The sequence below is a fragment of the Sinorhizobium fredii genome (genome assembly GCF_002944405.1).
Lineage (GTDB): Bacteria > Pseudomonadota > Alphaproteobacteria > Rhizobiales > Rhizobiaceae > Sinorhizobium > Sinorhizobium fredii_C.
The window spans coordinates 1117556-1140311 of record NZ_CP024310.1 but is presented as its reverse complement, the minus strand read 5'-3'; the positions used below and the strand labels follow the sequence as shown (position 1 = coordinate 1140311).

General features: G+C 62.9%; 20 protein-coding genes. 15 read left to right on the top strand and 5 right to left on the bottom strand.

Annotation, left to right across the window (positions count from 1 at the left end):
* Positions 1-12: 12 nt before the first annotated feature.
* Positions 13-900 (bottom strand): helix-turn-helix domain-containing protein, encoded by an 888-nt coding sequence (locus NXT3_RS28965; protein WP_037416948.1) that lies wholly within the window; start codon positions 898-900, stop codon positions 13-15.
* Between the two features lie 152 nt (positions 901-1052).
* Between NXT3_RS28965 and pobA the strand changes: the two genes are divergently transcribed.
* The 7 genes from pobA (at position 1053) to NXT3_RS28930 (ending at position 8591) form a co-directional block, all read left to right on the top strand.
* The gene (gene pobA / locus NXT3_RS28960) at positions 1053-2225 is read left to right on the top strand and encodes a 4-hydroxybenzoate 3-monooxygenase (RefSeq protein ID WP_104841178.1); all 1173 of its coding nucleotides are present in this window, start codon (positions 1053-1055) and stop codon (positions 2223-2225) included.
* 183 nt (positions 2226-2408) lie between these two features.
* Complete coding sequence (locus NXT3_RS28955) at positions 2409-3581, top strand: ABC transporter substrate-binding protein (RefSeq protein ID WP_104841177.1); 1173 nt, start codon at positions 2409-2411, stop codon at positions 3579-3581.
* A gap of 62 nt (positions 3582-3643) precedes the next feature.
* Positions 3644-4507: a branched-chain amino acid ABC transporter permease gene (locus NXT3_RS28950; protein WP_037416953.1), complete on the top strand. Its 864-nt coding sequence runs from the start codon at positions 3644-3646 to the stop codon at positions 4505-4507.
* A 5-nt stretch (positions 4508-4512) separates the two neighbouring features.
* Positions 4513-5514, top strand: coding sequence for a branched-chain amino acid ABC transporter permease (locus tag NXT3_RS28945; protein WP_104841426.1), 1002 nt, complete (start codon positions 4513-4515; stop codon positions 5512-5514).
* Positions 5511-6275, top strand: a complete 765-nt coding sequence (locus NXT3_RS28940; protein ID WP_097524561.1) for an ABC transporter ATP-binding protein — start codon at positions 5511-5513, stop codon at positions 6273-6275. Before NXT3_RS28945 ends, NXT3_RS28940 begins: the two co-directional genes overlap by 4 nt.
* Positions 6256-6972 carry an ABC transporter ATP-binding protein gene (locus NXT3_RS28935; protein WP_037416957.1) on the top strand — a complete coding sequence of 239 codons (717 nt, stop codon included), beginning with the start codon at positions 6256-6258 and terminating at the stop codon, positions 6970-6972. The genes NXT3_RS28940 and NXT3_RS28935 overlap by 20 nt, the downstream gene beginning before the upstream one ends.
* Positions 6973-7298: 326 nt before the next feature.
* A complete protein-coding gene (locus tag NXT3_RS28930) occupies positions 7299-8591 on the top strand; it encodes an NCS2 family permease (RefSeq protein ID WP_104841425.1) in 1293 nt (430 codons plus the stop codon).
* Between the two features lie 117 nt (positions 8592-8708).
* Here the strand turns inward: NXT3_RS28930 and puuE are convergent, their stop codons facing one another.
* Positions 8709-10124 (bottom strand): allantoinase PuuE, encoded by a 1416-nt coding sequence (gene puuE, locus NXT3_RS28925; RefSeq protein ID WP_104841176.1) that lies wholly within the window; start codon positions 10122-10124, stop codon positions 8709-8711.
* Between the two features lie 166 nt (positions 10125-10290).
* Here puuE and uraH point away from each other — a divergent pair, with 166 nt between their 5' ends.
* Genes uraH through xdhC form a run of 4 tightly spaced genes read left to right on the top strand, consistent with a single transcriptional unit; the run spans position 10291 to position 15392 of the window.
* The gene (gene uraH / locus NXT3_RS28920; RefSeq protein ID WP_097524563.1) at positions 10291-10656 is read left to right on the top strand and encodes a hydroxyisourate hydrolase; all 366 of its coding nucleotides are present in this window, start codon (positions 10291-10293) and stop codon (positions 10654-10656) included.
* A 6-nt stretch (positions 10657-10662) separates the two neighbouring features.
* Positions 10663-12144 (top strand): xanthine dehydrogenase small subunit, encoded by a 1482-nt coding sequence (gene xdhA / locus NXT3_RS28915; RefSeq protein ID WP_104841175.1) that lies wholly within the window; start codon positions 10663-10665, stop codon positions 12142-12144.
* Between the two features lie 12 nt (positions 12145-12156).
* Complete coding sequence (gene xdhB / locus NXT3_RS28910; RefSeq protein WP_104841174.1) at positions 12157-14502, top strand: xanthine dehydrogenase molybdopterin binding subunit; 2346 nt, start codon at positions 12157-12159, stop codon at positions 14500-14502.
* Positions 14503-14507: 5 nt separating this feature from the next.
* The gene (gene xdhC, locus NXT3_RS28905) at positions 14508-15392 is read left to right on the top strand and encodes a xanthine dehydrogenase accessory protein XdhC (RefSeq protein WP_104841424.1); all 885 of its coding nucleotides are present in this window, start codon (positions 14508-14510) and stop codon (positions 15390-15392) included.
* Between the two features lie 71 nt (positions 15393-15463).
* On the opposite strand, the gene NXT3_RS28900 is transcribed toward xdhC, so the two are convergent.
* A complete protein-coding gene (locus tag NXT3_RS28900) occupies positions 15464-16195 on the bottom strand; it encodes a TetR/AcrR family transcriptional regulator (protein ID WP_050988214.1) in 732 nt (243 codons plus the stop codon).
* A gap of 196 nt (positions 16196-16391) precedes the next feature.
* On the opposite strand from NXT3_RS28900, the gene NXT3_RS28895 reads away from it, so the two are divergent.
* Both NXT3_RS28895 and NXT3_RS28890 read left to right on the top strand, forming a co-directional pair.
* Positions 16392-16871 carry a RidA family protein gene (locus NXT3_RS28895; RefSeq protein ID WP_104841173.1) on the top strand — a complete coding sequence of 160 codons (480 nt, stop codon included), beginning with the start codon at positions 16392-16394 and terminating at the stop codon, positions 16869-16871.
* 251 nt (positions 16872-17122) lie between these two features.
* On the top strand, positions 17123-17884 hold the full coding sequence (locus NXT3_RS28890; RefSeq protein ID WP_104841172.1) for a hypothetical protein: 762 nt from the start codon (positions 17123-17125) through the stop codon (positions 17882-17884).
* 367 nt (positions 17885-18251) lie between these two features.
* Here NXT3_RS28890 and NXT3_RS28885 read toward each other — a convergent pair whose 3' ends face one another.
* Positions 18252-19202, bottom strand: coding sequence for a LysR family transcriptional regulator (locus tag NXT3_RS28885; protein WP_037417012.1), 951 nt, complete (start codon positions 19200-19202; stop codon positions 18252-18254).
* 254 nt (positions 19203-19456) lie between these two features.
* Here NXT3_RS28885 and NXT3_RS28880 point away from each other — a divergent pair, with 254 nt between their 5' ends.
* Entirely contained in the window at positions 19457-20695 is a 1239-nt protein-coding gene (locus NXT3_RS28880; RefSeq protein ID WP_104841171.1) for a urate hydroxylase PuuD, read from the top strand.
* Entirely contained in the window at positions 20692-22038 is a 1347-nt protein-coding gene (guaD, locus tag NXT3_RS28875; RefSeq protein ID WP_104841170.1) for a guanine deaminase, read from the top strand. Before NXT3_RS28880 ends, guaD begins: the two co-directional genes overlap by 4 nt.
* 152 nt (positions 22039-22190) lie before the next feature.
* On the opposite strand, the gene NXT3_RS28870 is transcribed toward guaD, so the two are convergent.
* The gene (locus NXT3_RS28870; RefSeq protein WP_097524727.1) at positions 22191-22670 is read right to left on the bottom strand and encodes an Hsp20 family protein; all 480 of its coding nucleotides are present in this window, start codon (positions 22668-22670) and stop codon (positions 22191-22193) included.
* Between the last annotated feature and the right edge of the window lie 86 nt (positions 22671-22756).

Here is a 22756-nt window from a genome sequence, read left to right as displayed (position 1 = left end):
CGGCAAGGCACGTCATACACCGAGCCTTTGCCGCTCGGTGATCCGCCAGGCCCGCGGCGTCATGCCGATGTGGCGGACGAAGAAGCGTGAGAAATAGGCTGCGTCCGAGAAGCCGAGGCGGAAGCTGATCTCCTGGACGCTCGCACGGGTGAAGACGAGCTGGCGCCTCGCGGCGTCCAGCAGCCGTCCGGCGATCACCTCGTGCACGCTCTGCCCGGCGACTGCGCGGACGACGCGATTGAGATGGGTCGGCGACAGGCCCAGCTCGCGCGCATAGTAAGCGGCCGGACGGTGGTCCAGATAGTGCTGCCGGAGCAGGGCGTCGAATCGTTCCATGCGCCGCTCGTTTTCGCTCTCCCCGGCTGGCCCGCTGTCGCGCGGCTCATCCGCGAGCCGCGCCGCCAATCCCAACACCGTCGTCAGATAGGCATCGAGCAGGCCGGTGCGGTGGCTGCGGCGCGCGTCCCATTCCTCGGCCAGGCGCTGCAATGTCTCGGCGATGTAGCGGCCGTCGTCGCTATCGCCGAGTGGCGTCAGGCGGGGTGTCGCCAGCCAGCCGCCGAGCCTGTTGCGGCCACCCGGCGCGACCGGCAGATGCGATGCGAGCACCGTGAACACGAAACCGTCGATATCAGCCGAAAAGCGGAAGCCATGGCTGACGGCGGGCGGGATGGTAATCACCGCCGGCGGCGAAATCGGCCTGGCCGTGCCGTCGAACAGCGCATCGCCTGAACCCTTGGCGATGTAGAGGATCTGAAAGAAGCTCTCGTGGCGATGAAGGCCGATCTCCCAGTGGTGCAGGCGGCTGCGCGAAGGGATTGTCTCGCAATGCAGCCAGAAATCCGGCCGTTCTCCGGATTCCTCGCCATAGAGCTCGTAGGTCGGGACAGGTCGCTTCATCTGGCTCACGCAGCATCGATGTTCGAAAAGTCCAATAACATGGCAGAAATGTCCATTGAGACAAGGGCCGGCGGCGCGCAAACTTCCCTGATAAAGGCAATTTTGCAGCGGGGACATCAACGGCTTCGCCGGCTTGTATGGTGAGGAGATACATGCGAACCCAAGTCGTCATCATCGGTTCCGGCCCGTCCGGTCTGCTGCTTGGGCAATTGTTGACACTGGCGGGCATTGACAATCTTGTCCTCGACCGCGCCAGCAAGGAACACATTCTCGGCCGGGTGCGCGCCGGCGTTTTGGAGGAAGGCACCGTCCGGCTTATGGACGAGGCGCAATCGGGAACGCGGATGCATGCCGAAGGCCTCCCGCATGACGGATTTTCGCTCGCTTTCGACGGCCGTGATCATCGTATCGACCTCAATGGTCTGACGGGCGGCAAACGGGTGCTGATCTACGGCCAGACGGAGCTCACTCGCGACCTGATGGATCATCGCGAACAGTCGGGCGCGTCGTCGATCTACGAGGCGGCAAATGTGAAGCCGTATAACTTTGAGAGCCATGCACCTTACGTCACCTATGAAAAGGACGGAGTCACCCATCGGATCGATTGCGATTTCATCGCTGGCTGCGACGGCTTCCACGGGGTCAGCCGCAGGTCCGTGCCGGAGCGCGCGATCCGCGCCTATGAGAAGGTCTATCCCTTCGGCTGGCTCGGCATCCTCGCCGACGTGCCGCCAGTCGATCACGAACTGGTCTATGCCAATCACCCGCGCGGCTTCGCTCTATGTTCGATGCGGTCCTTGAGCCGCAGCCGGTACTACATCCAGTGCCCGCTCGACGAGAAGCTCGACGATTGGGACGACGAGCGTTTCTGGGACGAGTTGCGTCGCCGCCTGCCGATCCATCATGCCGAACGGGTGGTGACCGGTCCTTCCTTCGAGAAATCGATCGCGCCGCTTCGATCCTTCGTCGCCGAGCCGATGCGCTTCGAGCGAATGTTTCTTGTCGGCGATGCCGCCCATATCGTGCCGCCGACCGGGGCCAAGGGGCTGAACCTTGCGGCGAGCGATGTGCACTACCTGTTCGAGGGCTTGCTCGAGCACTATCAGGACCGCTCCAATGCAGCCGTCGACGCCTATTCGGTCCGGGCGCTCGCGCGTGTCTGGAAGGCGGTTCGCTTTTCCTGGTGGATGACGACGATGATGCACCATTTTCCCGACACCAGCGAATTCGACCAGAAAATCCAGGAGGCCGAGCTCGACTATCTCACCCATTCGCGGGCCGCGGCGACGGCGCTCGCCGAGAATTATGTCGGGTTGCCGTTTTGACCTTGTGCTGTGCCGAGGGAAGGGAGGTTTGATAGAGGAGTATTCATAACTATGCAGTTATGTGGGGCGGCCTATCTTTCATTATTCACCGCCGTCTCAAGTGGCAAACTGACGACGATCAATTCGCAGTTGATCTTGGACGGGCACCGGACGGGAGTGAGCCGAGTGCCGTGGGGAGGAAAAATGAAACGGACTATTCTCGCCGCCTTGGCGGCACTTACGATTGCGGGTGCAGCGCATGCCGACACGATCAAGGTCGGCGTCATCGGGCCGTTTTCCGGCCCGTTCGCGCTGCAGGGCAAGAACTTCAAGGCCGGCATCGATGCCTATATGGCGCTGAACGGCAGCAAGGTCGGCGACGACGACATCGAAATCATCTACCGGGACGTGCCGCAGCCCGATCCCGCTCAATCCAAGGCGCTGGCGCAGGAGCTCGTTGTCAAGGAAGGCGTGCAATATCTCGCCGGCTTCTATTTCACGCCCGACGCGATGGCGGTAACGCCGCTGCTCGAGCAGGCCAACGTGCCGCTCGTCATCATGAATGCCGCAACGTCGGCGATCGTCACCAAGAGCCCGCTGGTCGTGCGCACCTCGTTCACGCTCTGGCAGACCTCGACGCCGATCGCCAAGGTGGCGAAGGACGCCGGCGTCTCGAAAATCATCTCGGTGGTCAGCGACTACGGCCCGGGCGTCGACGCCGAGAACGCTTTCAAGAAGGGGTTCGAAGCCGCGGGCGGACAGATCGTCGAGGCGATCCGCATGCCGCTCGCCACCAATGACTTCTCGCCGATCATGCAGCGCATCAAGGATTCGGGGGCCGAAGGAGTCTTCGCCTTCCTGCCCTCCGGCCCGACGACGCTTGGCTTCGTCAAGTCCTTCAACGAAAACGGCCTAAAGGGCGCCGGCATCAAGTTCTTCGCACCGGGCGACCTGACGCAGGAATCGGACCTGCCGGCACTTGGTGAAGCTGCACTTGGGATCCAGACGACCTTCCACTACGCGGTCTCGCACGATTCGCCGGAAAACATGGCGTTCGTCGAGGCGGCCGGCAAGGCGATCGGCAATCCGGCCGAGCTTTCCTTCCCCTCGGTCGGCGCCTACGACGGCATGCACGTCATCTACAAGATGATCGAGGCGACGGGCGGCGAGCAGGACGCACAGAAGGCGGTCGAGGCCGTCAAGGGGCTTTCCTGGACGAGCCCGCGCGGACCGGTGTCGATCGATCCGGAGTCGCGCCACATCACCCAGAACATCTACCTGCGCGAAGTCGCCAAGGCCGAGGACGGCACCTATTACAACAAGGAGATCGCGACCTTCGAGAAGCAGGGCGATCCCGGTCTGGCGGCGCTGAAGTAGGGCCGTTCGGGGAAAGGGATGCGGGGCCGCTGGCCCCGCCCTAGCGGAACAGGATGGGGTTAATGCAAACCGTCTTCAGCATAGCGGTCGACGCGCTCGCTTACGGCATGGTGCTGTTCGTGATCTCGATCGGTCTTTCCGTCACCATGGGCCTGATGCGCGTGGTCAACCTCGCCCACGGCGCCTTCGCCATGATCGGCGGATACATAGCCTCCTATGCCGCACGCGATCTGGGGCTCGGCTACGGTTTCGCGGTGCTCTTTGCCGTATTCGGAACGATCGCTATCGCCGTGCCGATCGAGCGCCTGCTTTACCGGCGCATCTACGGGGCTCCGGAACTCACTCAAGTGCTGATGACGATCGGCATCACCTTCTGCATCATCGGCATCGCCAATTACGTCTTTGGCCCTACGCTGAAGACCGTTCCCCTTCCTTCGGCGCTTCAGGGGTCGGTCGATCTCGGCTTCCGATCGATCGCCACGCACAGAATTTTTGCCATCCTTTGCGGCCTCTCCGTTGCCGCCGCCCTCTGGTACCTGATCGAAAAGACCGCCTTCGGCGTGAAGCTTCGGGCGGCCGTCGACAATGCCGCGATGGCGGCGGCGCTCGGCGTGCGCACCGAGATCGTCTATGCGGTGAGCTTCGCCGTTGCCGTCGGGCTTGCCGCGCTCGGCGGCGTCGTCGGCGCCGAACTGCTGCCGGTCGAACCCTATTACGCGCTACGCTACATGGTGACCTTCCTCGTCGTGGTTTCCGTCGGCGGCGCGGGGTCGATACCGGGTGCGTTGATCGCCTGCCTGCTGCTCGGCGGCATCGATACCGCCGGCCGCTATCTCGTGCCGGAATTCGGCGAATTTTTCTTCTACCTCGCGGTCATAGCCATCGTCTGCGTCTTTCCCCGCGGGCTTTCCGGAAGGACAAGTTAGTGACCATGGCAACGATGAACGATGCGATGACGAGCGCGCCCGGCAAAGGGCGCAAGCTCGCCCGCGATCTCGCCGGTCTTGCGGCAATTCTGCTCTTGGCCGTGCTCGGCTATCTCCTGTTTCCGAACAATCTGGCGCTGCTGACGCGTATCACCGCGATCGCGCTCCTGGTCCTGTCGCTCGATCTTGTTACCGGCTATTGCGGCGTGGCGACGCTCGGCCATGCCGCGCTCTTCGGGTCTGGCGCTTATGCGGCCGGAATTGCCGCGGTTCACTTCGGCATCACCGATCCGCTGCTGATGCTCGCCTGCGGCATTCTCGGCGGTGCTCTTGCAGGCCTCGTCTGCGGTATCGTCATTCTCAGGGCGCACGGTCTTCCGCAGCTGGTCCTGTCGATCGCGCTCATTCATCTGTTCCACGAGTTTGCCAACAAGGCCTCCTCCTGGACAGGCGGCAGCGACGGGCTCGCCGGCATCGCGCCCGATCCGCTGCTCGCTCACTTCGAATTCGACCTTTGGGGCCGCACCGCCTATGTCTTCGGCATTGTCCTGCTTGCAGTCGTCTTTACGATCTTGCGGCTCATCGTCCGTTCGCCCTTCGGCATGCTCTGCCGCGGCATCAAGGAGGACCCGATCCGCATCCGCGCCATGGGCGCCTCGCCGAAGCTTGCCTTGATGGAGATGTACGTCATTTCAGGCGCGGTTGCCGGAACGGGCGGCGCGCTCAATGCCATCTCGACACAGGTCGTCGGCCTCGACAGCCTGTCCTTCACGCTCTCGGCCGAGAGCCTTGTCATGCTCGTCCTCGGCGGCACCGGCTCGTTGTTCGGCGCGCTCACTGGCACGATCGTCTTCATGTTCTTTGAGGATGTCGTTTCCGCCGCCAACCCGTTTCACTGGCTGACCATGGTCGGCGCCCTGCTGATCGCCGTCGTCCTCTTCGCGCCGAAGGGTCTCTACGGCACCCTTGCCGGTCTGGCGTCCAGATGGCGGAGTACGCCCCGATGAGCGCGATCTTCGAAGTCAGGAACCTGAAGCGATCCTTCGGCGGTCTTGCCGTCACCAACAACGTCAGCCTCGCCATGGCACCGGGCGACCGCGTCGCGCTGATCGGCCCGAACGGCGCTGGCAAGACGACCTTGGTCAATCTCGTGACCGGCAACCTGGCGCCCGATTCCGGCGATGTCCAGCTCGGCGGCGAGAGCATCACACGCATCGACGCGATCGGGCGGGTGCAGCGCGGCCTGGTACGCTCGTTTCAGGTGACGCGCCTCTTCCAGGAGATGACGCCTGCCGAACACGTGGCTCTTGCGGTGTTGCAACGCGACGGACGGGCGGGCCGCCTGTTCGTCCATTTCCTCGCCATGCCCGACGTCATGGCGGAAGTCGGCGAACTGCTCGGCAAGCTCGGGCTTCGCGAGCTGATGCACCGGCCGGTCAGCGAAATCGCCTATGGCCAGCAGCGGCTTCTGGAAATCGCCGTGGCGCTGGCGCTGAAGCCGAAGGTGCTCCTCCTCGACGAGCCGGCGGCCGGCGTGCCGCAAAGCGACACCGGTCGCATCGAGCAGGCGCTCGCAGACCTTCCGGCCGATCTCGCCGTGTTGATGATCGAACACGACATGGACCTCGTCTTTCGCTTTGCCAAGCGCGTCATCGTGCTCGCCGCAGGCACGATAATCTTCGACGGCTCGCCGTCGGACGTCACTAAGGACCCGCGCGTGCGCGAAGCCTATCTCGGGAGCTATGCCAATGCCGGCCACGCCGCTTGAAGTCGAGAACCTGTCGGCTGGCTACGGGCCGACGCGGGTGCTGGAAGGGATCTCCTTTTCGGTGCCTGCCGGGGCGCGGCTCGCCGTGCTCGGCCGCAACGGCATGGGCAAGACGACGCTGCTCGCCACGCTCGCCGGCCAGACGCGGCGTTACGACGGACGCATCCGGATCGGCGAGACGGACGTCACGGCGATGCCGAGCGCCTCTCGCGCGTTGAAGGGCCTCGGTTTCGTGCCGCAGGCGCGCTGCGTCTTTCCGACGCTGACGGTGGAGGAAAACCTCTTCGTCGGCCTCAAGGGACGCCCCAAAAACGCACTCAAGGAAGCCTACGAGATGTTTCCGCGTCTCTACGAGCGCCGCAAGAATCTGGGTTCCCAGCTCTCCGGCGGCGAGCAGCAGATGCTGTCGACCGCCCGATCGATCCTCGGGCGTCCCTCCGTCCTGCTCCTCGACGAACCGCTCGAGGGGCTGGCGCCGGTCATCTGCGAGGAACTGATGAAGGCCTTCGCCGAACTTGCAAAGGTCGGCGACATGACGATCCTGCTCGTCGAACAGCGCATTCAGAGCGCGCTCGATTTCGCCGACCACGTCATCGTTCTCGAGCGGGGAAGGCTCGCGTGGAGCGGAACGCCGGCGGCGCTGACGAAGGATCACACGGCCGTCGAGCGGCTTCTGGGAGTCGGCGGCTTGCATTAGCCGCCGACCGATCGGCGCTGTGGGCCGCTTGGTCGTATCGCCGACTTAAGGAGGATTTTCTCAAGGAAATCCGGCGGGATGCCCTCAAAAATTTGAAAGTCTTTCGCTTTCGCCGTCGAAATGGGCGGCTAGCGATCATGCGCGCGACGCCGCACAATTAGGGCGCTGCATGGGTATCCCATCCGGCGCGGCCCAATGGTCGCCACGACCGCCCGACGAAGAATTCCGGAGAGGGGTCAAAAATGCAACGGCCGGATGCTGGAGGAGCAGCGACCTGGCCTCTGTTGTTCGGCTGCGTCGAGATGACGGCTGCCAAGGGAGGAAATATGCTTGAGCGACTGTTCAAACTGAAAGAGCACGATACGACGATCCGCACGGAGGTGGTCGCCGGTCTCACGACATTCCTGACGATGTCGTACATCATCTTCGTAAACCCCGATATCCTGTCGACCACTGGCATGGACCGTGACGCGATCTTCGTCGCGACCTGTCTGGCGGCGGCGCTCGGTTCCGCCGTCATGGCGCTCGTCGCCAACTGGCCGATCGGCATGGCGCCCGGCATGGGCCTCAATGCCTTCTTTGCCTTCACGGTCGTGGCCGCTCTCGGCTTCACCTGGCAGCAGGCCCTCGGCGCGGTGTTCATCTCCGGCCTCATCTTCCTGTTCCTGACGGTCACCGGGGTCAGAAGCTGGCTGATCGCCGGCATCCCGCATTCGCTGCGCAGCGCCATCGCGGCCGGTATCGGCCTGTTCCTCGGCATCATCGCGCTCAAGAACGCCGGCATCGTCGTCGACAATCCGGCAACGCTGGTCGGCCTCGGCGACCTCAAGCAGACCGGGCCGCTGCTCGCCATTCTCGGCTTTTTCGTCATCGCAGTGCTCGACTCGCTGCAGGTCCGGGGCTCGATCCTGATCGGTATTCTCGTGGTCACGATCCTGTCCATGTTCCTCGGGGTTTCCGAGTTCAAGGGCGTGGTCGCGGCGCCGCCGAGCATCGCTCCGACCTTCATGCAGCTCGACATCATGGGCGCGCTGCATGGTGGCCTCGTTCACGTCATCCTCGTCTTCGTGCTCGTCGAGGTCTTCGACGCTACCGGTACGCTGATCGGCGTCGCCAAGCGGGCGAAACTCGTCGAAGAGGGCAAGCCGAACCGTCTCGGGCGCGCCCTGCTTGCCGACAGCTCGGCGATCATCGCCGGCTCTCTGATCGGCACCAGCAGCACCACGGCCTATGTCGAGAGCGCCTCCGGCGTGCAGGCGGGCGGCCGGACGGGTCTGACGGCGCTCACCATTTCGGTGCTGTTCCTTGCCGCCCTCTTTATCTCGCCGCTGGCGGCCGCCGTTCCGTCCTATGCAACGGCGCCGGCGCTGCTTTACGTGGCCGGGCTGATGATGCGCGAGCTCACCGAAATCGAGTGGGACGATCTGACCGAAGCGGCACCGGCGGCGCTGACCGCGATCGCAATGCCCTTCACCTACTCGATCGCGAACGGGCTGGCTTTCGGCTTCGTGAGCTACGTGGTCCTGAAGATCTGCACCGGCCGCTGGAGCGTCATCCATCCCGCCACGCAGATCGTCGCCGCCCTTTTCGTCGTGCGATTCGCCTTCTTTGGCGGTTGACGGAGTTCTGGAGGGGCGACCAACGCCCCTCTCATGACAAAACGAAATCGGCCGGACCCGTCATATTGCGGGTCCGGCCGATTTTCGTTCAACAAGCAATCGGCTGAAGATGGCGGGTTAAGCCGGCAGCATCTCGCGAAGCCGCAGCAGGGCGATTCTTTCCACCTGACGGCAGGCGGTCTCGAACTCCGTCTCGCGGTTGTTGCGGATGCGGCTTTCGAAGGCGGCGAGGATGTCGTCCTTGCTGCGGCCCCTGACCGCAATAATGAAGGGGAAGCCGAACTTCTCGACATAGGACGCATTGAGCGTCGTGAAGCGCTCGCGCTCGCCGTCCGTCAGGGCGTCGAGTCCGGCTGAGGCCTGCTCGTTGGTCGAGCTCTCGGTCAGGCGCTTTGCCTGGGCGAGTTTGCCGGCGAGGTCCGGGTGGGCGTTGAGCACCGCAAGCCTTTCCGCATCGCTCACCTCTCGGAAGACTGCGGTCAACGCCGCGTGCAGGCCGTTCGCCGTGTCGGTTGCTGGAGAAAGCTCGCCGGCGAAGGCGCGCTCGGCGATCCAGTCCGAATGTTCGAATATGCCGCCGAAGCGGGCGACGAACGCCTCTTCGGAAAGCAGGGACGGGCGGTCGCCGTGCGGCTGGAACGGATAGGCCTCGGCCCAGTAGCGGGCGATGTCGATCCGGCGCGCCAGCCAGACCTTGCCGTGGCTCTTCACATAGTCGATGAAGCGGGCGAGTGCCGCGGCCCGGCCCGGCCGGCCGGCGAGGCGGCAGTGAAGGCCGATGCTCATCATCTTCGGCGACCCTGCCTTACCCTCGGCATAGAGAACGTCGAAGCTGTCCTTCAGATAGCTGAAGAATTGGTCGCCGCTGTTGAAGCCCTGTGCCGTCGCGAAACGCATGTCGTTGGTGTCGAGCGTATACGGAATGACGAGCTGATGCCGGTCCTGATGCTCGTGCCAATAGGGCAGGTCGTCGGCATAGGAGTCGGAAACATAGTCGAACCCGCCGGCTTCGGTGACGAGGTCGAGGGTGTTTTCCGAACAGCGGCCCGTATACCAGCCGCGCGGCCGTTCGCCGGTGACGATCGTGTGGAGCCGGATCGCCTCGGCGATTTCGGCGCGCTCCTGTTCGACACTGAAATCCTTGTGCTCGATCCATTTCAGTCCGTGCGAGGCGATCTCCCAGCCGGCATCCTGCATAGCAGCGACCTGCGTCGGCGATCGCTTCAGCGCGGTCGCGACGCCATAAACGGTGACCGGCACCTGACGTTCCGTGAAAAGCCGGTGCAGTCGCCAGAAGCCGGCCCGCGCGCCATATTCGTAGATCGACTCCATGTTCCAGTGGCGCTTGCCGGGCCAGGCCTGGGCGCCGACGATTTCCGACAGAAACGCCTCCGATGCCGCATCGCCGTGCAGCACGCAGTTTTCGCCACCCTCTTCGTAATTGACGACGAATTGTACGGCGATCCGTGCTTCGTTCGGCCAAACGGCCTTTGGACTGGGGCCGTATCCCAGGAGATCACGGGGATATCTCATGCAACTTTCCTCCTGATTTTGTCGCTGGATAGCCAGTCGTAGCGAGAAATCCGCGGGCTCATTCCCCTCGAAAAATTTGAAAGTCTCGAAGCTCGCGCCCGCTACACAAAGGGACCGGTGCTTTGGATACTTCAGCCGTTGAGAGTGAGTGGGAGGAGCGACACGCATGCGATCTCGAGGCGGAAACCCGGGGCGTCTGACGACCCATGTGCTGGACACGGCAAGCGGCAAGCCTGCGGCGAAGCTGCGCATCGACCTTTACCGTCTGGATGGCGAGTGGCGGGAGCATCTCGTCTCGGCCCGGACGAACGACGACGGCCGCTGCGATGAGCCGCTGCTCAGCGGCGAGGCGATGACGACCGGCATTTACGAGTTGCGCTTCCATACCGGCGAATATCTAGGGGCCGAGAGCGGCAGCAATCCGTTCCTCGATCTCATCCCGATCCGCTTCGGCATTGCCGATCAAAACGCGCATTACCACGTGCCGCTCCTGCTTTCCCCCTACGGCTATTCCACCTATCGCGGGAGCTGACCGGCAATGACGACCGAAATCCGCAATACGATCCGCTTCCTCCTGAACGACCGGCAGGTCGAGCTTGCCGATGTCTCGCCGGTCCAGACGATGCTCGATTTCCTGCGCATCGACCGCAATCTGCGCGGCACCAAGGAAGGCTGCGCAGAAGGCGACTGCGGCGCCTGCACGGTGCTCGTCGGCCGCCTTTACGACGGCAGGCTGAAATACGAATCCGTCAATGGCTGCATCCGTTTCGTTGCCTCGCTCGATGGCTGTCATGTCGTCACCGTCGAGGCGCTCGCCGAGCCGAATGGGCCGCTCCACCCGGTGCAGCGGGCGATGGTCGACACGCACGCGTCGCAATGCGGCTTCTGTACGCCGGGCTTCGTCATGTCGCTCTACGGTCTCTGGATGGAAAACCCAAGGCCCAGCGTCCAGGAGATCGAGAAGGCGCTGCAGGGCAATCTCTGTCGCTGCACCGGATATGCGGCGATCATTCGCGCCGCCCAGGCGATTTCGTCAATCGGCGAGGTCGGAAAGGACCCGCTGGTTGCCGAGCGCGAGAAGATCGCCGGCCAGCTTGCCGCCCTCAGGGACGGCCGCCGCGTCGAGATCGGCAACGAGGCCGATCGCGTGGTGCTGCCGGCTTCGCTCGACGATTTCGCTGATGTCCTGGAAAGCAACCCAAATGTGACGATCGTGGCCGGCTCCACCGATGTCGGGCTTTGGGTAACGAAATTCATGCGTGATATCGCCCCGGTCGTCCACCTCTCGCACCTCGAGGAATTGCGCCGGATCTCCGTCGACGATGAGGGCATCACGCTCGCGGCCGGTGTGAGCTACACCGAAGCCTATACCGTGATCGTCCGCCACCTCCCGCAATTGCGCGAGCTCTGGGACCGGATCGGCGGCGAGCAGGTGCGCAACATGGGTACGATCGGCGGCAATATCGCCAACGGCTCGCCGATCGGCGATACGCCGCCGGCGCTGATCGCGCTCGGCGCCTCGGTGACGTTGCGGAAGGGCGGGGCCCGACGGACGGTGCCGCTTGGATCCTTTTTCATCGAGTATGGCAGGCAGGACCGTCATCCAGGCGAATTCGTCGAGTCCGTCCATATCCCGTTCCTGAGCGGCGCCGACCGGTTTGCCGTCTACAAGGTTTCTAAGCGGCTCGACGAGGATATTTCCTCCGTCTGCGGCGCGTTCCGCGTGACGCTCGATAGCGAGGGCAAGGTTGCGGATGCGACGATCGCCTTCGGCGGCATGGCCGGCACGCCGAAGCGCGCGGCGAATGTCGAGGCCGCGCTCAAGGGGCGAGGCTGGACCGGTGCCGCGATCGAAGCGGCCGTCGGCGCCTTCGAACAGGATTTCACGCCTTTGACCGATTGGCGTGCCTCGGCGGATTATCGCATGCTCGTCGCCAAGAACCTCCTGCGTCGCTTCTATCTGGAGACGCAGGATAAAGGGATTGTCCGTATCGACCGCACGGTTGCGGTGGCTGTCTAGGAGGGTGGACCGATGAATGTGATGCAGCCCATCGACCGCATCCGCGGCGGCGTCCACGAGCAGGAGCGGCACGAATCCGGTCACAAGCATGTGTCGGGCACGGCCGAATATATCGACGACATGGCGGAGCCGGCGGGCACGCTGCACGGCTATCTGGGGCTCTCCCAGCGCGCCCATGCGGAAATCCTGTCGATCGATTTCGAGGCGGTGGAGAGCAGCCCCGGCGTCGTCGGCATTCTCACGGCTGAGGATATTCCCGGCGAGAACGACATCAGCCCGGCCCACAAGCACGACGACCCGGTTTTTGCGACCGGCAAGGTCGAGTTCCATGGTCAGCCGATCTTCGGGGTGATCGCCACCTCGCGCGACGCCGCCCGCCGGGCCGCGGCAAGGGTGAAGATCGAATATCGCGACCTTCCGCATGTGACCGACGTCGTCGAGGCGGCGGCCGCCAATTACCCGCTGGTGATCGATCCCCTGAAACTCGAGCGCGGCGATATCGACGCCGGCTTTGCCAAGGCGAAGAACATCGTCCAGGGCGAGATGCGGATCGGCGGCCAGGACCACTTCTATCTCGAAGGACACATCTCCTTCGCCATTCCCGGCGAAGACGACGAGGTGACCGTCATCGCCTCGACACAGCATCCGAGCGAGACGCAGCACATGGTCGCCCAGGTGCTCGGCATTCCGTCGAACGCGATCACCGTGAATATCCGCCGCATGGGCGGCGCCTTCGGCGGCAAGGAGACGCAGGCCAATCTCTTCGCCGCGGTTGCTGCCCTTGCCGCAAGGAAATACCGTCGCCCGGTAAAAGTGCGTCCCGACCGCGACGACGACATGACGGCGACCGGAAAGCGCCACGACTTCCACGTCGACTACAGGATCGGCTTCGACGACGATGGCCGCATCGCGGCGGTGGACGCGGTCTTTGCGGCGCGCTGCGGATTCTCGGCCGATCTCTCCGGTCCCGTGACCGACCGCGCGCTGTTCCACGCCGACAATTGCTATTTCTACCCGAATGTCCGGCTGCGATCGCGCCCGCTGAAGACGAACACGGTGTCGAACACCGCCTTCCGCGGCTTCGGCGGACCACAGGGCATGGTCGGCGGCGAGCGGATGATCGAGGACATCGCCTATACGCTCGGCAAGGATCCGCTCGAAATCCGCAAGCTGAATTTCTACGGCGGCGAAGGGCGCAACCTGACGCCCTATCACCAGGCGGTCGAAGACAACATCATCGGCCGGGTCATCGAGGAACTCGAAGCCTCGGCCGACTATGCCGCCCGGCGTGAGGTGGTGCTCGCCTTCAACCGCGAGAATCATGTGATCAAACGCGGCATCGCGCTGACGCCGGTCAAGTTTGGCATCTCCTTCACCAAGACCGAATACAACCAGGCCGGCGCTCTCATCCATGTCTATACGGACGGTTCGATCCAGCTGAATCACGGCGGCACCGAGATGGGGCAGGGGCTCTATACCAAGGTCGCCCAAGTGGTCGCGGATGAGTTCCAGGTCGACCTCGACCGCATCAAGGTCACGGCGACCTCGACCGGCAAGGTGCCGAATACCTCGGCGACGGCGGCCTCCTCGGGCTCGGACCTGAACGGCATGGCGGCCGCCAACGCGGCGCAGCAGATCAAGGCACGGCTCGTCGGCTTCGCGGCGCAGCGGTACGGCGCCAGCGAAGCGGATGTTGCCTTCGAGCCGAACGTGGTGCGGATCGGCAGCGAGCGCATCGCCTTTGCCGACTTCATCAAATCAGCCTATGCGGCGCGGGTGCAGCTTTCGGCGGCCGGCTTCTACAAGACGCCGAAGATCCACTGGAGCCGCGCGGAAGGCCGGGGCCGCCCGTTCTACTACTACGCCTACGGTGCCTCCTGCTCCGAAGTCAGCGTTGACACGCTGACCGGCGAGTACCAGGTCGAGCGTACGGACATCCTTCATGACGTCGGCAAGTCGCTCAATCCGGCACTCGATCTCGGCCAAGTCGAAGGCGCCTTCGTGCAGGGCATGGGCTGGCTGACGACGGAGGAATTGTGGTGGGACGCGAAGGGACGGCTGCGCACCCATGCGCCGTCCACCTACAAGATCCCGCTCGCCTCCGACCGCCCGCGCATCTTCAACGTGCGGCTGGTGGAATGGTCGGTCAATCGCGAGGAGACCATCCGCCGATCGAAGGCGGTCGGGGAACCGCCCTTCATGCTGGGGATTTCCGTCCTGGAGGCGATATCCATGGCAGCGGCAAGCGTTGCGGAGTATCGTATTCCGCCGCGCATCGATGCCCCGGCAACACCGGAACGGGTGCTGATGGCGATAGAGCGGCTGCGCGCCGCGACGCGCGGCAAGGCGGATGGGTGACCGGCATGACGGGCAGTGAGGACATTCGACAGTTTCTGAGCGGGGAAGCGGCCTGCATTCTCGTCGAGGTGTCGGGAGCGGCGGGCTCGACGCCGCGCGATACGGATGCCTGGATGCTCGTCTCGAAGGAGCGCACCTTCGCCACGATCGGCGGCGGTCAGCTGGAATATATGGCGATCGACCATGCCCGCCGATTGCTCAAGGGGACGGCCGCCGATGACCGGCTGACGATCCTGCTCGGTCCGGAGATAGGCCAATGTTGCGGCGGGCGTGTGGCGCTGGCGTTCACGGCTGTCGATCCGGAAACCCGGGCGGCATTGATCGAGCGCAGCGACACGGAAATCGCCCGCCGGCCGCATGTCTATGTCTTCGGGGCGGGCCATGTCGGCGATGCGCTCGCCCTGGCGTTGTCGTTTGTGCCGGTCAGGACCGTACTCGTCGACACCCGCGAGGACGAACTGTCGGCGGTCGGCGTGCAGGGCATCGAAACCTGCCTGACGGCGATGCCGGAGGCGGTCGTCCGCGACGCCCCGCCGGGGAGCGCCTTCGTCATTCTCACGCACGATCATGCCCTGGATTTCTTGATCGCCGCGGAAGCGCTTGGCCGCGAGGATGCCTCATATGTCGGCATGATCGGCTCGAAGACAAAGCGGGCCACCTTCAGGAACTGGCTCTCGCGCGATGTCGGCCGCCCCGAACTCTTCGGCCGGCTCGTCTGCCCGATCGGCGGCAGCGCAGTCAAGGACAAGCGGCCCGCCGTCATCGCTGCACTCGCCGCGGCCGAGATCATGACGGCGGTCCTCACGCAGCAGCCAAAGGGCACGTTGGCGGACGAGCCGAAAAAAGCCGACATGCGGGTTTCGACCGGCACCGTCTCCTCCAGGAAATGACGGATGTTCATTAGCCACTGCATGACCCCTTAAATCGAAATCGATTTGAGGATCATGCAGCAATCAAAGTGCTACAGCGACTTTAGCGCGTCCGATTGGACGCGCGGCGCTGTAGGAGTGAGGCCGTCAAGCAGGAAGTCCAGGCCCTTCCTGAAAGCGCCGTCCCAATCATTATCCAGCAGCAGGCGAGAGCGCTCGATCGTTGGGTAGTGTTCGCTGAGACGCGCAAGGCGCTGCTGCGCCGCGGCCCTGTCCTCGTCCGAGAGGTCGAAGTTCGCCCGGGTGATGGTGGCTCCCATTACATAGTTCCAGAGCGACCATATCGCGACGTTCAAATCTGCATCCGCTACACCGGCGCCGGACAGGGTCTTGCTCAAGAGTTCCAAACGATTGAGGATGTTCGGGCCGAGCGCCCGGCGCGGCAGCAGCGATGCCGACCACGGGTGGCGCAGCATGGTGGCGCGCCAGTCTTCAAGCATATGAACGACTTGCCCGCGCCAGTCTCGAGACGCAGCTATTTGTGCCGGTCCGCGATATTCGAGCACGGAATCGAGCGCCAGATCGAAGACCTCTTCCTTGTTGTCGACGTGCCAATATAGGCTCATCGCGCCCGAGCCGAGGCGATCGGCCAGCCGACGCATCGTCAACCCGTCGATCCCTTGAGCGTCCAGCAGTTCCACCGCGGTCGCCACGATCCTTTCGAGGGAGAGAGGCGGTTCGCTGCGCTGCTCTTGCGCGGACGGGAGCGACACGTCTTTCCGTTGAGAGCGGTTGATCCGAGCATCGCTACGTTTGGCTGCCATCCGTCTTCCCTGCCGATCAGACCGTCGATTTAAACCGACAATGCAACGGATGTCGATGCTCGGCGATTGACTCGTACGGTGTACGATGCGATGGAATCGTACACCGTACGAGTCACTCATACGGCAATGTCTGGAAGTTCAATCCTGCAGGCCGCCAGGGAGCGTTGCTCACGGTCTTCAGAGCCAAGAGAAAACCATGTCACGCGCAATCAAGCATCTTATCGGAGGGCTCATCATCATGACCATGGGAATTCCCACTGCAGCGACGGCGAATGATCTCAAGCTGACCATCGTCAATCCGCAAAACCTCTACGACCCCGCGCCGAACGGCTACAGCACGGCGGTGATCGTGCCCCGCGAAGGCCGGGTGGCCTACATCTCCGGACAGGGCGGCCAGGACAGCACCGGAGCCTTGTCACCCGATTTCGCCGTCCAGGTTAAGCAGGCCTACGCGAATTTGCGCAGTGCCCTCGATGCGCTCGGCGCAAAACCGGATCAGGTTGCCAAGCTTACGGTCTTCGTGGTCGATCACGATATGTCCAAGCTTGAGGTGCTGACCAGGAACGTCAAGGACATGTTCGGCGAGGCGCTACCGGCGCAGACTCTCATTCCGGTACCGAAGCTTGCAATCGACCCCATGCTTTTCGAGGTCGAAGCCGTGGTCGTGCTGAAATAGTGACGCTATCGAGCCGTTCGGCGGAACGACGCCGAATGGCCGTTTCCTAAATTTTGCCACCGTAGTGCATGCGAGAGTGGAGCCGAGCAGTCACCCGCGAAACCCGACTGACGCAAGAGACGACATGAAGTCGAACGGTCACACTTTGAGCCTTCCTCAATGCTGAAGAAGTAAGCTTGTTTTCTACCGCCGCACGTTCGCCAAATTCCCCTTGACTTGTTTATGACAGTCTTATGACAGGGGCAGGAGCGATGAGCCGCGAGAATGTTGTGTTTTTCTGTTCGGTAGCCGCCGGAATAGCCTTGTTCTTCGCCCTCGGTTTTTCACGGCCGGATTTGTTGGTCGAGGATAACCTCGTGGAAAATCTCGGCGCCATGGGTTTTGGCACAGCATCTCTGCTCGCATTAGGAACGGCGATTCGAAGGCGCGTGTTCTTGTCCTCAATTGAGACGATCACCCTAGTCTGCACCAGCGGATTGTGTCTGATACTGTTCCTCAGCGAGATAAGTTTCGGCGCCCGCATATTTGATGTGCAGATGCCAAAAATGCGCGGCGGAGGCGAGTTCGACGGCGGTCATGATATCGTCATTGTAGTCTTCCGGCTCTTGAGAGACTCTGGGCCCGCGGGCTACCTTGCGGCAGCGACTGGGGCGCTGCTTTGCCTGACCGTGGCGGTCGTGCTTCTTTACGCGTTTCAACGAACGGTTTGGGCTATCCTGCATCGAATTTTCGCACGGGCGTTTGAATGCCGCTTAGCCGTGGCTGTCGCGATGCTTGCCAGTGCCGTGACGCTCGATCTCGTGACGTCATACAAGGCAGCAATCCTGGAAGAAGTCCTCGAGTTCGGCGCCGGTGGCGTGTTGATCCTTGCGGTTACCGCATTGTGGCGAGAAACGGGAAGCGAGGCGGTCGAACACGCGCCGCCGGGTTCCTCCCGTACGGGCGATCAAAATGCTCCGTCCGTGGGGTGCTCGACGAGCCGACCACCTCGACAGGCACTCACCAAATGTTAGGAGGCCCTCACGCCTGCGCGACAAGTGTATGATGGTAGACCGGAAGAATGCCTGAAGTCATGGAGACCACTCGGCTTCCGAGGAGAATAGGCAGCCCGGTCAAGAACCTGAAACCTGATTCAGGTAATACGCCAGCTATCAATCATTCCCACGGACAGCGAAAACGGATGTTTCCGCCTGTCGGCCGCCGATATGATGTCTTGGGCCCCACGGTATGGCGGCCGTTCTCGCTAGCCGTAGCGGGGTGCCTGCTTCCCACCCCAAGCGGGAGTTCGTCTCCGCGACTAGCGTCGCCACCAAGTCGCTACAAGTACTCCTTCGCCTAGTTGCGTTTCCGGACGAGGCTCTCGTTCCGCCCCGACCCACTCTACGTCACACTCTCCTCCAGCCGCGCCGTCGCGGGCTCGGCCAGCATCTTGCCGATCAGCCGCTGACAGCGCTCGGCCATGAAGTCGATGATCAGGCGCACCTTGGGATCCTGAAACCGTTTGTGCGGGTAAATGGCCGCGAGCTGTGCGCCGAGCGGCGGCGCGTCTTCAAGGATCGGCACGAGCGTGCCATCGTTGATATGCTGCTTCACTTCGAAGAGCGGCTTGTTGATGATGCCGCGGCCGTCGAGCGCCCATTGGGTCAGAACGTCGCCGTCGTCGGAATCGTAGGGACCGCCGACCTCGAACTTGCGTACCCCCTCCGGCGTCTGCAGCGTCCAGTAATATTCCTTCGATCCGGGATAGCGCAGCAGCAGACAGTCGTGGTGCTCGGTGATGAGCTCGTCCGGCGTCCTTGGAACGCCGCGCTTCTCGAGATAGCTTGGAGCGCCGCAGAGCACGCGATCGCAATTCATGATGCCGCGCATGCGCAGGTTGGAATCCTCGAGAATTCCGAGCCGGAAGGCGACATCGATGCCTTCGCTCAGGATATCGACATTGCGGTCGGAAAGCCGCAGCCGCACCTCGATATCCGGATAGCGGTCGTGGAATTCGGGAACGCCCGATGCGATCAGCCGCCGACCTATGCCGAGCGGCGCGGTAATGCGCACGGCGCCCTTGGGATTGCGCGACAGATCGGCGATGGCGCTTTCCGCCTCGTTCACCGCCTCGAGGATCTTTACGGCACCGTCATAGAAGACGCGGCCATGCTCGGTCGGCGTCAGTTTCCGGGTCGTGCGATTGAACAGGCGCACGCCCATATGCCGCTCCAACTCCTTGATCCTGTTGCTTGCGACGGCCGGGGTTACCCGCTGGTCGCGGCCCGCGGCCGACAGCGTTCCAAGTTCCACGACGCGCACGAAGACGCGCACATTATCGAGATAGGACATGCTCCCGCCTCCGCTCCTCCGGGTCCAGACTACCGCGCCTGCCAGGCGCCTATTTTATAGTTTTTTTTGAAAGAGTTGGTGATCTCGCGGCATTTCTCGCGCCTCCAAGCAATGACACATAATGCGGCCCAATGCATGTCGCCCGAAGGTGCGTAAGCGGTTTTGGGACAACGGCATGCATGAAGACAAAGATCTAAAGCGCGTCACGTCAACTCGTTTGAACGCGACGCACTTTAGAGAAATGGGAGGCCTCTATGTACGAATATGCCATTGCCTGGGACTGGCTGACATTCGCGGTGCGGTGGCTGCACGTCATTACCGGCATTGCCTGGATCGGCTCGTCGTTCTATTTCGTCGCGCTCGACCTCGGCCTCAGGCAGCGGCCGGACCTGCCAGCCGGAGCCTATGGCGAGGAGTGGCAGGTCCACGGCGGCGGCTTCTATCACATCCAGAAATATCTCGTCGCGCCGGAAAACATGCCGGAGCACCTGATCTGGTTTAAATGGGAATCCTACGTCACCTGGCTTTCCGGCTTCGGCATGCTGGCCCTCGTCTATTATGCCGGCGCGGATCTCTATCTGATCGATCCGAGCGTGCTCGACGTATCGAAGCCGACGGCGATCGCCATCTCGCTGGCGTCGCTCGCCTTCGGCTGGCTCGCCTATGACACGATCTGTCGTTCGCCGCTCGGCAACGACAACACCCGCCTGATGGTGCTGCTCTATTTCATCCTCGTCGCCGTCGCCTGGGGTTATACCCAGCTCTTCACCGGCCGCGCCGCCTATCTGCATCTCGGCGCCTTCACGGCGACGATCATGTCGGCGAACGTGTTCTTCATCATCATCCCGAACCAGAAGAAGGTGGTCGCCGATCTCATCGCCGGCCGCACGCCGGATCCGGCTCTCGGCAAGCAGGCCAAGCAGCGTTCGACGCACAACAACTACCTTACGCTGCCTGTTCTGTTCCTGATGCTGTCGAACCACTATCCGCTCGCCTTCGGCACCGAGTACAGCTGGATCATCGCCTCGCTGGTGTTCCTGATGGGCGTCACCATCCGCCACTGGTTCAACACGCAGCACGCCCGAAAGGGCGCCCCGACCTGGACCTGGCTGGTCACCGTGTTCCTCTTCATCGTCATCATGTGGCTTTCGACGGTGCCCAAGGTTCTGACCGAGGGAAGCGAGGCGAGGGCGTCGAGCGCCGAGCGGGCGGTCGTGGCCGCGGCGGACTTTTCGAAGGTGCGTGACACGGTGCTTGGCCGCTGCTCCATGTGCCATGCGCGGGAGCCCGGCTGGGAAGGCATCGTCGTACCGCCCAAGGGCGTCATCCTCGAAAGCGACGGCGATATCGTCGAGCACGCCCGCGAAATCTATCTGCAGGCGGGGCGTTCGCACGCCATGCCGCCCGCCAATGTCACCGGTGTCACCGAGGAGGAACGGCAGTTGCTGGCCACCTGGTACGAGACAGCCGTGAAGGAAGGAACGATTCAATGAATGACTTGCTGATCCGCGGCCGCGTGCTGACCTTCGTCAAGGAGCCCGAGGGCATCGACGATGCGACCGCCTACCGCTATCACGAGGACGGCGCCGTTCTCGTCCGCAACGGCAAGGTTGCCGATGTCGGCACCTATGCTGACGTGGCGAAACGGACCGGCCGCGGTATCAGCATCGCCGATCATCGCCCTCATCTCGTCCTGCCGGGTCTCATCGATACGCACCTGCATTTCCCGCAGACGCAGGCGATCGCCTCCTATGGCGCCCAGCTTCTGGAATGGCTGAACACCTATATCTTCGTCGAGGAACAGAAGTTCAGGGAGCGCCGGCACGCCGACTTCGTCGCCGGCCGCTTCATGGACGAGCTTCTCGCGAACGGCACGACGACGGCCGTCGCCTATTGCTCGGTCCATCCGGAAAGCGTCGACGCCTTTTTCACGGCAGCCGAAGAGCGCAACATGCTGATGATCGGCGGCAAGGTGATGATGGATCGCAACGCCCCCGAGGCGCTTCGTGACACGCCGCAGAAGGGTTATGACGAAACGAAGCACCTGATCGGCAACTGGCACGGCCGGGGGCGGGCGCATTACGCGATCGGTCCGCGCTTCGCCATCACCTCGACGCCCGAGCAGATGGAGATGAGCCGGGCGCTCGTCGCCGAACATCCGGACTGCTACGTGCAGACGCATCTTTCCGAGAACAAGGACGAGATTGCCTTTGCCACCTCGCTCTATCCGGAAGCGAAGGACTATACCGACATTTACGCCCGATATGAGCTTCTGGGCCGCAAGACGCTGCTCGGCCATTGCATCTATTTGAGCGACCGCGAGATATCGGTGCTTGCCGAGAACGGCGCCGTCGGCGTGTTCTGCCCGACCTCCAACCTGTTCCTCGGCAGCGGCCTGTTCGATCGCGACCGCTTCGATAAGCTCGGTGCCCGCCATTCAGTCGCAACCGATGTTGGCGCCGGAACGAGCTTCTCGATGCTGGAAACGCTGGACGAAGCCTATAAGGTGCTCCACCTTCAAGGCCAGCGGCTTTCGCCGCTCCGCTCCTTCTACATGATGACGCTCGGCAACGCCCGTGCCCTCGACCTCGAGCATCGCATCGGTTCGCTGCATGCCGGCGCCGACGCCGATATCGTCATTCTCGACAGCCGTGCCAAGCCGGCGATGGAACTCAGGATGCAGGTGGCATCCTCACTTGCCGAAGAGCTCTTCGTCCTGCAGACGATGGGCGACGATCGCTGCGTCGCGGAAGTCTATGTGGCGGGGCAGCCGATGAAGCACGGCAGGAGAGGACAAGGCAAGAACTTGGCCCCGAAGAAGGCGGAACTGGTTTAAAGGCCGGAGGCCGGCAGATCCGGCCCCCGTTTCGAACGGGAAGAAGCGATGGAGCGGGATGAGGCCCGTCGCCGGATTTCTGCACCTCGCCTCCCGTTTGCCCCAAGCCGAAGTGCCGACATCGCCGGCGCTTTGGCGGAATTTCTTCGCCGCTAGGCGGCGTGCTTATCGCCCTTGATCTGCTTGTTCACCTCGCCGGCGGGCAGCACGCCGGCCTGCTGGATATCGATGCGCCGCGGCTTCATCTGTTCCGGAAGCTCGCGGACGAGATCGATCGTAAGCAAACCGTTGGTGAGGTTTGCGCCGGTGACCATCACATGGTCGGCAAGCTGGAAGCGGCGCTCGAAGTTACGAGCGGCAATGCCGCGATAGAGATACTCCGCATTGTCCTCGCCGACCTTCTCACCGCTGACGACGAGCAGCCGCTGCTCGTGCGTGATGGTGAGTTCGTCCGGGCTGAAGCCTGCAACCGACATCGCTATGCGATACTGGCTCTCGCCAACGCGCATGATGTCGTAAGGCGGCCAGTTGTCGGCCGGTGCCATGCGGTTTGCAGAGTCGAGCAGTTCGAACAAGTGGTCGAAGCCCACGCTGGAGCGTGACAGCGGCGAAAAATCGAAGGTTGTTCTCATAGCCATATCCTCCTTGAGCAACATGGACGATGACGAGCGCCGAAGAGGCCGGAGCTCCTCGACCGTGAGACCCCTGAAAGGCGGCC